Below are 15,500 nucleotides of genomic sequence, written 5' to 3'. Positions count from 1 at the left end.
AGGCACGTTTCCGCAGGACAAGGCCGTGTCGGTGGGCATTGTATCGGATGTGTCAGACCCCGGACCCAAAGTAACGGCTGCACATCCACAAGAGATAATGAGAAGGACCCCTGGTGTTCAACCGTGCCGGTTCGGCATGTTCGGACGCGGGGGCGCGAGAGTTGATTCGAGAGGGACCTGCTGAGTCGGGGGACATGGGGTCCTCGATTCGTGCGTTCGGGTCCTTCACGAACGAGGCCGTGGCGACGGCAACGAGGAGGATACGAGTGGACGAGGCGACGACGAACGTGGGAGCACGGGCGGGGGAGGCGGCGGGAGTCCCCGCCGGCGCGTTCCCCCTCTCGGCCGCCCAGTTCGGATTGTGGCTCTCGCAGCAGCTGAATCCCGATGTGCCGATCAACATGGCGCAGTACGTGGATCTTCGCGGTGCACTCGACGTCGACCTGCTCGAACGCGCTCTCATCGTTGTCGGCAAGGAACTCGGTTCCGGTTACCTTCGCATCCTCGACGTCGACGGGCGTCCCTATCAGATGGTCGACCGCACGATCGACCAGTCGATGGTCCGTCTCGACTTCTCGGGCGAGTCCGACCCCGCCGCGGCCGCTCGGGCGTGGATGCAGGCCGAGTACACCGCCCCGCTCGACCTGCTCGGTGATCCCCTGATCCTCTGCGCCCTGCTCACCCTGGGGCCGGATCATCACTACTGGTACGCGCGCTGCCACCATGTCGCGCTGGACGGTCTCGGCGCGATCACGCTGATGACCCGCACCGCGGAGCTGTACACCGAGGCCCTCTCGGGCGCCGAGCTGCCCACCGAGCGCAAGGACGGGCTGTTCGAGCTCTACCAGGCCGAGGACAAGTACCGGACCTCCTCCCGCTTCGCCACCGACCGGGAGTACTGGAGCGAAATCGCGAAGGGGCTGCCGGAGCCGGTCAGCTTCGCCCCCCGCCAGGCCCCCGCGCAGGCGCTCAGCCGGGTGGCCAGCGCGCCGCTGTCCGCGGAGACCGTGGACCGGATGACCGAGGCCGGCCCGTCCTTCGCGCCCGCCAGCATCGCCGCGTTCGCCGCCTACTTCGGCCGGATGACCGGCACCGAGGACGTCCTGCTTTCGCTGCCGGTGTCCGCGCGCACCACCGCCGCGATGCGCCGCGCCGGCGGCATGGTGTCGAACGTGGTGCCGCTGCGTGTCACGGTCGGCGCGGACACCTCGATCGGCAGCCTCGTCGAGTCCGTGCAGGTGCAGCTCGTCGGCGCCCTGCGGCACCAGCGGTACCGCGCCGAGGACATCCGGCGTGATCTCGGCGTCCAGGGCGCCGAGCGGGCGTACTTCGGACCCGTCGTCAACATCATGATGGGCCTGGGCGACCTGCGCCTGGGCGAGATGACCTCGCACCTGCACGTGCTCTCGTCCGGCCCGGTCGACGACCTGATGCTCAACCTGTACGAGACGGGCACCGGCAGCACCCACATCGACTTCATCGGCAACCCGGCCCGCTACACCGACGAGGAGGTCGCGCGGCACCACGAACGCTTCTTCGACTTCCTCGCCCGGTTCGTCGCCGCCGACCCCGAGGCCACCCTCTCCGACCTCGAGTACGTCGGCGAAGCGGAGGTCGTGTGGCTGGCGGACCGGCGGGGCGAGAAGGCGACCGAGCCGCGCGTCCTCGCGGACATCCTCACCGAGAGTGCGCAGCTGCACGCCGACCGCGTCGCGGTCACCCTCGACGGCACCGAGTGGACCTACCGTGAGCTCGACGCCCGGGCCAACCGGCTCGCGCGGGTGCTCATCGACCGCGGGGTCGCGCCGGAGAGCTTCGTCGCCCTCGCCGCGCCGCGCTCGCTGGAATCGGTGCTCGCGGTCTGGGCCATCGCCAAGGCCGGTGGCGCCTACCTGCCGATCGACCCCAACTACCCGGCCGACCGCATCGCACACATGGTCACCGACTCGCAGATCGCCGAGGGCGTGACGCTGGCCGCGCACCGCGGTGACCTGCCGGACGGCGTGGACTGGCTGGTCCTCGACTCCGCGGAGCTGGGCGAGCTGTGTGCCGCGCAGTCCGCCGACCCCGTCACGGACGCCGACCGGCTCGCGCCGATCCGTCCCGCGAACCCGGCCTACGTCATCTACACGTCCGGTTCGACCGGCAAGCCGAAGGGCGTCGTCGTCCCGCACCTGGGCCTGTCGACCCTGGCGGCGGACCTGCGCGTCACCTACTCGGTCACCCCCGAGGCCCGCGTCGCGCACTTCGCGTCGCCGAGCTTCGACGCCGCGTTCGGTGAGATGCTCGCCGCGTTCGCGCACGGCGCGACCCTGGTGGTCACGCCGCCGACCGTGCTCGGCGGCGACGACCTGGCCGCGGTGCTCGCCAGCGAGCACGTGACCACGCTGGTCTCGACGCCTCCCGCCGCGCAGACCCTGAACCCCGAGGGCCTGGACGAGCTGGTCCGCGTCATCACCGGTGGCGACGTGCTCCCGCCGGAGCTCGCCGCCCGCTGGGACGGCCGTCTGCGCAACGCGTACGGCCCGACCGAGACCACGGTCATCGTCACCATCACCGATCCGCTGACCCCGGACATGCCGGTGACGATCGGTGCCCCGATGCGGGGCGTGCACGCCCTCGTCCTCGACTCGCAGCTGCGACCGACCCCGATCGGGGTGGCCGGCGAGCTGTACATCGCCAACCCGGGCCTCGCCCGCGGCTACCACGGTCGCGCCGCGCTCAGCTCCGAGCGATTCGTCGCGAACCCCTTCGGCGAGCCGGGCGCCCGGATGTACCGCACCGGCGACGTGGTCCGCTGGACCGGCGCCGGCGACCTGGACTACGTCGGCCGTTCCGACTTCCAGGTGAAGGTCCGTGGCTTCCGGATCGAGCTGGGCGAGATCGACGACGCGCTCTCGAGCCACCCCGCCGTCGACTTCGCGACCACCCAGGTGCGGACCGGTGCGGCCGGGCAGAGCCTCCTCGTCGCCTACGTGCTGCCCGTGGAGGGCGAGCAGGTCGACACCGCCGACCTGCTCGGGCACGCCGGCAGGCAGCTGCCGGAGTACATGGTCCCCGCCACGGTCGTCGTCCTCGACGAGATCCCGCTGACGGTCAACGGCAAGCTCGACCGCGCGGCGTTGCCGGAACCGCTGCCGACCGCCGCGGCCGGCGAGCACCGCGATCCGAGCACCCCGCTCGAACACCGGATCGCGGCGGTCTTCGCCCAGGTCCTCGGCCTCGATCGGATCAATGTCGACGCCAGCTTCTTCGAGCTCGGCGGCGACAGCATCATCTCGATGCAGCTGGTCTCCCGCGCGAAGGCGGCCGGTCTCTCGTTCACCGCGCGGGACGTGTTCGAGCGTCGCACCGTCGCGGGCCTCGCCGAGGTCGCCCGGATCGTCGACGACGCGGACGCCGCCGCGGCCCGGCTCGAGGAACTGCCCGGCGGTGGCGTCGGCGACGTGCCGCTCACCCCGATCGTGCGTTCGATGCTCGACCTCGGCACGTTCGCGGGCTTCGCGCAGGCACTGGTGCTCGTGCTGCCGGAGGGCGCAGCGTCCGATCAGGTGATCGCGACGGTGCAGGCCGTGCTGGACCGCCACGACATGCTGCGGTCGCAGCTGACCGGCTCCGGAACCGACGTGGCCTTCCGCGCCCTCCCGATCGGGTCGGTGTCGGCCGCGGACCTCGTCGTCGAGGTCCCCGCGGTGGCGGCCCCGGGAACCGAGGCGTTCGCGGCGCAGATCGAGACCGAGACCGCGGCTGCCGCGGGCAGGCTCGATCCCGCAGCAGGCGTGATGGCCCAGTTCGTCCGGCTCACCGCTGCGGATGCGGTCGTCGACGTGGACCGGATGCTCGCGGTCGTCCACCACCTCGCGGTCGACGGTGTGTCCTGGCGCGCGCTCGTGCCGGACTTCGCGACGGCGTGGCTGCAGATCGCGGCCGGCGCCGCTCCGGCCCTCCCCGAGGTCGGCACGTCGCTGCGCCGCTGGGCGCACGGTCTTCTCGAGGCCGCGCAGGCCCCGGAGCGGGTCGCCGAACTCGACACCTGGCGCGGGATCGTCGACGGGCCCGACCCGCTGCTCGGTGCGCGGGCCCTGGACCCGGCCGTCGACGTGGCGGCCACGGAGCAGCGCATCGAGGTCGAGCTGAGCGGCCCGACCACCGAGGCGCTGCTGACCACGCTGCCCGCGCAGTTCCGCGGCGGCGTCAACGACGCCCTGCTCGCCGGCCTGGCGATCGCGGTTGCCGCGTGGCGCCGCGACCGCGGCCAGGACTGGGCGTCCACCCTGATCGACCTCGAGGGACACGGCCGTGAGGAGGCCGTGGTCCCGGGCGCCGACCTGTCTCGCACGGTCGGCTGGTTCACCAGCGTCTTCCCGATGCGCCTCGATCTCGGCGACGTCGACCTCGACGACGCGCTGGCCGGCCGCCGGGCCGCCGCGACCGCGCTCAAGCGGATCAAGGAACAGCTGCGATCGGTGCCGGACCACGGCATCGGCTACGGGATGCTGCGCCATCTCAACGACGAGACCGCCAGCCGGATGCGCGACTGGTCACGGCCGCAGATCGCGTTCAACTACCTGGGCCGGCTCTCCGCCGGCGACATCCCCGACGAGCTGCGGTCCGTCGGCTGGATGCCGGACGGCGACTCGCTCGGCACCGGTGCGCACCGGGACGCCGACATGGCGCTGTCCGCCGCGCTGGCGATCGACGCCATCGCCGCCGACACCGCCGACGGTGTCCGCCTGAGCGCGACGTTCGCGTACGCGTCGGGGCTGCTCGACGAGAAGTCGGTGGCCGAACTGGCGCGGCTGTGGTGCCGGGCCCTCGACGGACTCGCCGCGCTCGCCGCGTCGGAGCACACCGGCGGGTACACCCCGTCCGACCTGCCACTGGTGTCGGTGACACAGGATCAGATCGAGGTGTGGGAGCGGCGGTACCCGTCGCTGACCGACGTGTGGTCGCTGTCCCCGTTGCAGTCCGGCCTGCTGTTCCACGCCACGCTGACGGACCAGTCGGTGGACGTGTACACCGCGCAGATCGTTCTCGACCTCGGTGGCGTCGTCGACGCCGACCGGATGCGCGCTGCCGGGCAGGCGCTGGTCGACCAGCATCCGAGCCTGCGGGCCGCGTTCGTCTACGACGAGGCAGGCGTCCCCGCGCAGATCGTCGTCGACGAGGCCGTGGTGCCGTTCACCACCATCGATCTGACGGACCGGAACCCGGCCGACGCCGAGGCGGAGGCCACCCGGTTGATCGACGCGGACCGGGTCGCGCGATTCGACGTCGCCGCACCGCCGCTGGTGCGGCTGCTGCTCGTTCGCACCGCCGCCGACGGGTACCGGCTGGCCATCACGAACCACCACCTGCTGATCGACGGCTGGTCGCTGCCGCTGATCCTGCAGGACCTGCTCGCGTTGTACGCGCAGGCCGGGGACCGTTCGGCGCTCGTGCGCGGTCGCTCCTACCGGGACTTCCTGGAGTGGCTCGACCGGCAGGACCCGCAGACGTCCGAGGACGCCTGGGCGCGGGCGCTGGCCGGGCTCGAGGAGCCGACCCTGATCGCGTCCGGTCACCCGGTGGCGGCGCTGCCGGTGCCGGAGGAGATCGAGGTCTCCCTGGAGGCGGAGGTCGAGGCCGGAGTGGTCGCGCTGGCCCGCGACCTCGGCGTCACCGCCAACACGATCGTGCAGGCCGCGTGGGGTGTGCTGCTGGCCCGCCTGACCGGCCGCACCGACGTGGTGTTCGGCGCGACCGTGTCCGGTCGCCCGCCGCACCTGCCGGGCATCGAGACGATGATCGGCCTGTTCATCAACACCCTCCCGGTGCGGGTGCGCCTGGACGAGGACGAGTCGATCACCGACCTGGTGCGCCGGCTGCAGGGCGAGCAGGCGGACCTGCTCGACCATCACCACACCGGACTCACGGACATCCAGCGGACCGCGGGACTCGGCGTCCTGTTCGACACGCTGGCCGTGTTCGAGTCGTACCCGGTGAACCGTGACGCGCTGGCCGCGGCCAGCGACATCGCGGGCATGCGCGTGCTCGACATCGGCGTCAACGACGCCACCCACTACCCGCTGACCCTGGTCGCGTTGCAGGATCCGGCGCTGCGCTTCACCACCAAGTTCCTGCCGACCGTGTTCGGCCGCGACGAGGTCGAACGGCTCATGGCCCGCTTCACCCGGATCCTGGCCGCGGTGGTGGCGGACCCGACCGCGGCCGTCGGCAGCGTGGAGATCCTCGACGAGGCGGAGCGGGCGGTGCTCGCACCGGTCCACGGTCTGCCCGCCGTGGCGACCGAGCACGGCTTCGAACTCTTCGCGCAGGCGTGTGCCGCCAACCTCGAGGGGACAGCTGTCTCCTTCGGTGGCCGGGAGCTGACGTACCGCGAGCTCGACGAGCAGTCCAACCGGATGGCCCGGCTGCTGGTCGAGCGGGGTGTCGGCCCGGAAACCTTTGTGGCGCTGGGCATGACCCGCTCGCTGCACTCGATCGTCGCGATGTGGGCGGTGCTCAAGTCCGGTGGCGCGTTCGTGCCGGTCGACCCGAACTACCCGCTCGACCGGATCGAGCACATGCTCACCGACTCGGGCGCCCGGATCGGTCTGACGGTCTCCGCCGAGCGGTCCCTGCTGCCGGACGGTGACGCCGAGTGGCTGGTGATCGACACCGACGAGTTCGTGTCCCTGGCCGCGGAGCGGTCCGCCGCGCCGCTGACCGCCGCGGACCGTCGTGGCGCCTCGCACCTCGAGCAGCCCGCGTACATGATCTACACGTCGGGGTCGACGGGCCTGCCGAAGGGCGTCGTCGTCACCCGCACCGGCCTGGCGAACTTCGCGGTCGAGCAGCGCGAACGCTACGACGTCACGCCCGCGTCGCGGGTGTTGCACGTCGCGTCGCCCAGCTTCGACGCGTCGATCCTCGAGTACACGATGGCGTTCGGAACCGGTGCGACGCTGGTGGTCTCGCCTCCGACGGTGTTCGGTGGCGCCGAGCTGCACGACCTGATCGTCGCCGAGCGGGTCACGCACGCCTTCATCACGCCGTCGGCGCTCGCGTCGGTGGATCCGACCGGTCTCGACACCCTGCAGCACCTGGTCGCCGGCGGTGAGGCCGTGCCGGCCGAGATCGTCGCCCGGTGGGCGCCGGGCCGCCGACTGCACAACGGCTACGGCCCGACCGAGACCACGATCATGGCGGCCATCAGCGACCCGATGACGCCGGGCGAGCCGATCACCATCGGTGGCCCGATCCGCGGTGTGTCCCTGCTTGTCCTCGACGAGCGGCTCCGGGTGGTTCCTGTGGGAGCCACGGGTGAGCTCTACATCTCGGGTGTGGGCCTGGCCCGCGGCTATCACGACCGGCCTGCGCTCAACGCGGAGCGGTTCGTCGCCAGTCCGACCTCGCCCGGCGAGCGCATGTACCGCACCGGTGACCTGGTGCGGTGGACCGAGAATCTTACGATCGAGTACCTCGGCCGCTCGGACTTCCAGGTCAAGGTGCGCGGTTTCCGGATCGAGCTCGGCGAGATCGACGCCGCCCTGACCGCGCACCCGACGGTGGACTTCGCGGCGACCCTCGGCGTCGACAACGAGCACGGCCAGACGCAGCTCGCCGCCTACGTGCGTCCCGCGCCCGGCACGACGATCGACACCGCCGAGCTGGCCGAGTTCGTCGGCCGTTCGCTGACCGCCTACATGGTGCCCGCGGCGATCGTGGTGCTCGACGAGGTGCCGCTGACCCCGGTCGGAAAGCTCGACCGCCGGGCGCTGCCGGCTCCGGTGTTCACCTCCGCCGCAACGGAATACGTCGCGCCGGTGACGCCGGTCGAGGAGCTCGTCGCGGATGTCTTCGCGGACGTCCTCGGTGTCTCGCGCGCCGGATTGACCGACGACTTCTTCGATCTCGGCGGCAACTCGCTGATCGCCACCAAGGTCACCGCGCGGGTGAACGCCGCGCTCGGTACCGCGATCGGCGTCCGGGACCTGTTCGAGGCTCCGACGGTCGGCGGGCTGGCCTTGCGTGCCGAGCACGCCGCCACCGGCGCCGCGGACCGGCTTCCGCTGGTGGCGGGGGAGCGCCCCGCCCGGATCCCGCTGTCGCTGGCACAGCAGCGAATGTGGTTCCTCAACCGGTTCGATCCGGGTTCCGGCAGCTACAACGTACCGATGGCCATCCGGCTGTCCGGGCGGCTCGACGTCGCCGCGATGGGCGAGGCGCTGCGCGACGTACTGGATCGGCACGAGTCGCTGCGCACCGTGTTCCCGGAGACCGCGGACGGACCGGAACAGGTGGTTCTGCCGCTTGCCGAGGTCGGTGTCGAGCTGGCCTCGATCGCCGTGTCCGAGGGCGAACTGCACACGCGGGCACTGGAAATCGGCTCCGCGGGATTCGACGTCACCCGCGAGATCCCGGTGCGGGCGTACCTGTTCGAACTCGCCCCCGATCAGCACGTGCTTGCGCTGGTGATGCACCACATCGCCACCGACGGTTGGTCGCTGGCGCCGCTGGCACGCGACCTGGTGCTCGCCTACACCTCCCGTACCCAGGCGGCGCCGCCGGTGTGGGCGCCGCTGCCGGTGCAGTACCCGGACTTCGCGATCTGGCAGCGGAAGATGCTCGGCGACGAGCAGGACCCCCAGTCGCTGTCGGCGCGCCAGATCGACTTCTGGACGCGCGAACTGGCGGGCCTGCCGGACGTGCTGGAGTTGCCTGCCGATCGTCCACGTCCCCTCGTCCGGTCGGGCAACGGTGCGCGCGTGCAGTTCTCGCTGGACGCGCAGACCCGCCGCGCCGTGGACGAGCTTGCGCATGCGCACCGCTCGACCCCCTTCATGGTGCTGCAGTCCGCGCTCGCGGTGCTGCTGTCGCGGGTGTCCGGCGAGTCCGACATCGCGGTCGGCACACCCGTCGCCGGCCGTGGCGAGAAGGCGCTCGACGAGCTGGTCGGCATGTTCGTCAACACCCTGGTGCTGCGCACCGAGGTGGACGGCGCGGCCTCGTTCACGGATCTGCTCGCGCAGGTCCGCGGCCGTGACCTGGCCGCGTTCGAGCACGCCGACGTGCCGTTCGAGCGGCTGGTCGAGGTGCTCAACCCCGTTCGCTCCGCCGCACACTCGCCGCTGTTCCAGGTGCAGTTCGCGCTGGAGAACTTCACCGATCCCCGCATCGACCTGCCGGGGCTGACCGTCGCCGCCGAGGGCATCAGGACCGCGGTGTCGAAGTTCGACCTCGCGGTCACCGTCACCGAGCGCGCGAGTGCCGGTTACGACGTGACGTTCCTGTACGCGACCGACCTGTTCGACGAGTCGACGATCGCGCGGTACACCCGGTGGTTCACCCGGCTGCTCCACGCGGTGGTCGCGGATCCGGCCGTCGCGGTCGGTGACGTGACCCTGCTCGGTGCCGACGAGATCGCCGACGTCACCGCACTCGGGTCGGCGCATGCCGTCCCGACCCGCTCCGGACTGCTGTTGGACGACTTCCACGCCCAGGTGCTGCGCACGCCGGATGCGGTCGCCGTCTCCGACGACGACCGGTCGCTGACGTACGCCGAGTTCGAGGCCCGGGTCAGCCGTGTCGCGCGGGCCCTCGTCGGCCTCGGTGTGGGACCGGAAGCCACCGTCGCGGTGGCGATGCGCCGGTCCGTGGAATCGCTCGTCGCCGCGTACGCGGTCGTCGAGGCCGGCGGTGCGTACGTGCCCGTCGACCCCGAGCAGCCGCTCGACCGCAACGAGTACGTGCTCGACGCCGCCGCACCGGTGTGCGTCCTGACCTCCGCCGCGGACGAGGCAGGCCTGCCGCTGGACGGACGCCGCGTCCTGCGGGTCGACGAGGTCGACGAGTCCGGCTCGGCCGTGCCGCTGACCGACGCCGACCGGCGTTCGGCCGTGCACCCCGAGCACCCCGCGTACGTGTTCTTCACCTCCGGTTCAACCGGTCGTCCGAAGGGCGTCGTGGTCTCGCACCTCGCGGTCACCGCGCACCTGCGGTGGATTCGCGACGAGGCCGAGCTCTCGGAACAGGACGTGCTGCTGCACAAGTCGGCGCCGACCTTCGATGTCGCTGTGTGGGAGTCGTTCATCGGACTGCAGACGGGCGGCCGGATCGTGGTCGCGCGGCCGGACGGTCACCGTGACGCCGCCTACCTCGCGGACCTGATCGCGCGTGAGCGTGTCACCGTCGCGCATTTCGTCCCGTCGATGCTCGAGGTCTTCCTCGGTTCCGGCCTTCCGCTCGCCGATTCGCTGCGGTTCGTCCGCGTCGGCGGCGAGGCGATCTCGTTCGCGCTCGCCGAACGCGCCGCCGCCGCGGGTGTGCGGGTGCGCAACGGTTACGGGCCGACCGAGACCGCCGTGACGGTGACCGTCGCCGACGAGTTCGACCCGGCCACCCGGGTTCCCGGCTCGATCGTGCCGATGGGCCGACCCGGCGCGAGCGTGCGCGCGCACGTCCTCGACAGCCGTCTGCACCCGGTTCCGGTGGGCGTCGGGGGAGAGCTCTATCTGTCGGGTGACCAGGTCGCCCGAGGCTACCTGGGGCGCGTCGACCTGACCGCCGAACGCTTCGTGGCCGACCCGTTCGCCACCGGCGAGCGCATGTACCGTACCGGCGACCTGGTGCGGTGGAACGCCGCCGGTGAGCTGGAGTTCCTGGGCCGCACCGACTTCCAGGTCAAGTTGCGTGGCCAGCGCCTCGAACCCGGTGAGGTCGAGGCGGCGCTGCGCGCCGACACCACCATCGCCCGCGCCGCGGTGATCGTCCACCAGGACGAGCGGGTCGGTGCCCAGCTGGTCGCCTACGTGGTCACCGTGGACGGCGCGGCCGCGGACGCCGCGGCGCTGCGGCACGCGCTCGAGAAGACCCTTCCGCGGTACATGGTGCCGTCGGCGATCATGACGCTTCCCGACCTGCCGCTCAGCGCGGCGGGCAAGCTGGACCGCCGCGCACTGCCTGCGCCGTCCTTCGACGCCGCGGTCGGCGCCTACATCGCACCCCGCACGCCGGTCGAGGAGATCGTCGCCACGATCTTCGCCGAGGTCGTCGGCGCACCGCGGGTCGGCGCGACCGACAACTTCTTCGATCTCGGCGGCAACTCGCTGATCGCCACCCAGGTGATCTCCCGCGTCAACGCCGCCTTCGGGACCGGGCTCGGAGTGCGCGAGATCTTCGACGCGCCGACCGTCGCCGAGCTCGCCGTGCGTGCCGAGGCCGGAGACGAGGCCGCGCCGCGGCCCGCGCTGACCGCCCGCGACCGCAACGGCGAGGTGCCGCTGTCGCTGGCACAGCAGCGGATGTGGTTCCTCAACCGGTTCGACCAGGCGTCGGCCGCCTACAACATGCCGTTCGCGATCCGCCTCACCGGCGAGCTCGACGTGCCGTCGCTGCGCGCGGCGATGCGTGACGTGCTGGACCGGCACGAGACCCTGCGCACGGTGTACCCGGACTCGGTGTCGGGCCCGCACCAGGTGGTGCTGCCCGCCGAGCAGGTCGCGGCGACCGCGGACCTCGAGGTCGTCCGGGTCGCCGAGGGCGAGCTCGAACGGGAGGTGGTCGCGCTGGCGACCGCCCCGTTCGACGTCACCGCGGCCCCGCCGCTGCGGGTACGGCTGCTCGCCACCACCACTGCCGACATGGACGGCACCGCCGTCGCTGAATACGTGCTGGTGTTCGTCCTGCACCACATCTCGTTCGACGGCTGGTCCTCGGCGCCGCTGGCCCGGGACCTGATGATCGCGTACACCGCGCGCACCGCGGGGGAGGCGCCGGCCTGGGCCCCGCTGCCGGTGCAGTACGGCGACTTCGCGATCTGGCAGCGCGAGCTGCTCGGCGACGAGAAGGACCCGCAGTCGCTGGCCGCGCGGCAGCTGGACTACTGGCGCACCGCGCTCGCGGACCTGCCCGACCTGCTGGAACTGCCCACCGACCGGCCACGTCCGGCGCAGCAGTCTTACCGGGGCGGCGACGTCGCCTTCAGCCTCGACGCCGCGCTGCACGCGCGCCTGATCGAGGTTGCGCGGCAGACGAATTCGACGCTGTTCATGGTCGTGCACGCCGCCCTGTCCGTGCTCCTGGCCCGGTTGTCGGGCAGCGAGGACATCGCGGTCGGCACCCCGATCGCGGGCCGCGGCGAGGCCGCGCTTGACGACGTGGTCGGCATGTTCGTCGGCACCCTGGTGCTGCGGACCGAGGTCGACGAGAACGCCTCGTTCGCGGACCTGCTCGGTCGGGTCCGCGAGGGCGACCTGGCCGCGTTCACGCACACCGACATCCCGTTCGAGCGGCTCGTCGAGGCGCTGAACCCGACCCGGTCGGCGGCCTACCACCCGCTGTTCCAGGTGTCGCTGTGGTTCCAGAACATCACCCGCGCCGCCCTCGAGCTGCCGGGCCTGACGGTGGCGCCCGCCGAGTTCGAGACCGGCCAGTCCCGGTTCGACCTGCAGCTGACCGTCACGGACACCACCGACGCCCAGGGGGCGCCCGGTGACATCGACATCGTGCTCACCTACGCGAGCGACCTGTTCGACCGGTCGACCGCGGAGACCTTCGCCCGCCGGTTCACCGCCGTCCTCGACGCCGTGGCCGCCGATCCCGCGGTCGCGGTGGGTGACATCGCGCTCGTCTCCGAGGACGAGCGCACCCTGGTCCTCGACACCTGGAACGACACCGCGCACGAGGTGCCGGAGGTCGCGGCCGGGACGGACACCCTCGCCGCACTGTTCGACGCGCAAGTGGCCCGCACCCCGGATGCGGTGGCCCTCGTGTTCGAGGGCGAGCAGCTGACGTACGCCGAGTTCGACGCGCGGGCGAACCGCCTCGCACGGCACCTCATCGGTCTGGGCGTGGGTCCGGAATCGGTTGTGGGCCTGTCGATTCGCCGTTCCATCGATTTGCTCGTCGGCATGTACGCGATCCTCAAGGCCGGTGGCGCCTACGTGCCGCTGGACCCGGACCACCCGGCCGAGCGCAACGGCTACGTCCTGGACAGTGCGGCACCGGTGTGCGTGCTGACCACCTCCCGCGACGCCGACGCGCTGCCCGCCGACGCGCCCGCGCTGCGGATCGACGAGATCGACACCGCCGCCCTCGACGCCGCCCCGGTCACCGACGCGGACCGGATCACCCCGCTGCGCCCGGAGCACCCGGCGAACCTGATCTACACCTCCGGCTCCACCGGTCGGCCCAAGGGCATCTCGGTGCCGCATGCCGGCCTGGTCAACCAGCTGCGCTGGATGCAGGCGGAGTACGCGCTCACCACCGACGACGCGGTGATGCTCAAGACCCCGATGACGTTCGACGTCTCGGTGTGGGAGTTCTTCTGGACGCTGCAGACCGGCGCCCGGCTCGTCATCGCCCGCGCGGACGGGCACCGCGACCCCGAGTACCTGTCGGGGCTGATGGTCGACGAGAACGTCACCGTGGTGCAGTTCGTGCCCTCGATGCTGGCGATGTTCGTGTCGAATTCGTCTGCGCGCATCCCGGATTCGGTGCGCGCGGTGATCGCGATCGGTGAGGCGCTGCCGATCGAGACCGCCGAACGGTTCCGGGCGCTGGCGTCCGCGCCGCTCGACAACCTGTACGGCCCGGCCGAGGCGTCCCTCGCCGTCACGTACTGGCGGCACACCGCCGACGACCGGGGCGTCGTGCCGATCGGCGTCCCGATGTGGAACACCCGTCTGTACGTGCTCGACTCGCGCCTGCAGCCGGTTCCGGTGGGTGTCGCGGGTGAGCTGTATCTGTCGGGCGTCCAGCTGGCACGCGGTTACCAGGGCCGGGTCGACCTGACTTCGGACCGCTTCGTCGCCGACCCGTTCGGCGCCGCCGGTGACCGGATGTACCGCACCGGCGACCTGGTGCGTCACCGGGCCGATGGGGTGCTGGAGTACGTCGGCCGCACCGACTTCCAGGTCAAGGTGCGCGGCAACCGGATCGAGCTCGGCGAGATCGAGGCGGCGCTGCTGTCCGCGCCGGGCGTCAGCCAGTCCGTCGTGGTGGTTCGCACCGACGCGCACACCGGCGACCAGCTCGTCGGCTACGTCGTGCCGACCGGCGAGTGGGAGGTCACCGGCGACGCCGTGGCCGCGCACGCCGCGCAGTCGCTGCCGTCGTACATGGTGCCCGCCGCGGTCATGGTGCTCGACGAGTTCCCGCTCAACGGCAGCGGCAAGCTGGACCGGAAGGCATTGCCGGAGCCCGTGTTCGACCTCGTCACGGCGGAGTACGTTGCGCCGCGCGACCCGGTCGAAGAGGTGGTCGCCGGCGTGTTCGCCGACGTGCTCGGCGTGCCGCGGATCAGCGTGGAGGAGAGCTTCTTCGACGCCGGCGGCAACTCGCTGGTCGCGACCCGGGTGGTCTCGCAGGTCGGCGAGGCGCTCGGGATCCGCGTCGGGGTCCGGGACCTGTTCGAGGCCCCGACCGTCGCGCAGCTCGCGGCGCGGCTGGAGCTGTCCGACCGTCGGGACCGCCCGGCGCTGGTGCGTCAGGACCGCGGCGCGGCGGTGCCGCTGTCGCTCGCCCAGCAGCGGATGTGGTTCCTCAACCGCTACGACCCGTCCTCGCCCGCGTACAACCTGCCGTTGCCGGTCCGTCTCGTCGGCGGGCTCGACGTCGACGCGATGCGGGCCGCGGTGGCCGACGTGATCGAACGGCACGAGTCGCTGCGCACGATGTTCCCGGATTCCGAGTCCGGCCCGCACCAGGTGATCGTGCCCACCGGCACGGTGGTGCCCGACCTGACTCCGGTCGAGGTGGACTCGGCGGGGCTGTCCGCCGCCGTCGCCGAGACCGTGACCCGCGGCTTCGACGTGACCGTCGAGGTGCCGCTGCATGCTCGGCTGCTTCGCGTCACCGACGGCGACGCCCGAGGCGAGCACGTGCTCGTCCTCGTGCTGCACCACATCTCGGGTGACGCACTGTCGATGACTCCGCTGGCCCGCGACGTGATGGTGGCGTACGGCGCCCGGCTCGCGGGAGAGGTGCCCACCTGGGCGCCGCTCGACGTCCAGTACGCCGACTACAGCATCTGGCAGCGGGCGGTGCTCGGCGACTCGGCCGACCCGCAGTCCCTCGCCGCCGGACAGATCGACCACTGGCGCCGGACCCTCGACGGGCTGCCGGACCGCCTCGACCTGCCGACCGACCGCCCGCGTCCGCCCGCGCAGTCCATGCGGGGCGCCGACCACCGTTTCGCTCTCGGGGCGGAGCTGTACGCGGAGGTCACCGCCTACGCGCGCCGCCGTGGCGTGACGCCGTTCATGGTGGTGCACGCCGCCTACGCGACGCTGCTCGCGCAGCTGTCCGGCACCGACGACATCGCCGTCGGCACCCCGGTCGGCGGCCGGGGGGAGCGGGCACTCGACGACCTCGTCGGCATGTTCGTCAACACCCTCGTGCTGCGCACCGCGGTGGACCGCGGTGAGAGCTTCGACGGCCTGGTCGCCCGTGTCCGGGCCACCGACCTCGCCGCGTTCGAGCACGCCGAGATCCCGTTCGAGCAGCTGGTGGACGTG

1 protein-coding gene (running past one end of the window) is annotated in these 15,500 nt (G+C 71.9%); it reads left to right on the top strand.

The genetic code is table 11. The features are described 5' to 3' along the window. The first annotated feature begins 266 nt into the window (after positions 1 to 266). A protein-coding gene (locus ACWDU4_RS14560) for a non-ribosomal peptide synthase/polyketide synthase (RefSeq protein WP_450114606.1) crosses the window boundary here: on the top strand, positions 267 to 15,500 show its beginning. Its footprint extends 28,248 nt past the window's final position; only the first 15,234 of its 43,482 coding nucleotides appear in the window; it begins with the start codon at positions 267 to 269; its stop codon lies beyond the right edge, outside the window.

It is taken from the genome of Rhodococcus sp. NPDC003348, assembly GCF_053589375.1.
This window is presented reverse-complemented; position numbering and strand designations above follow the sequence as displayed.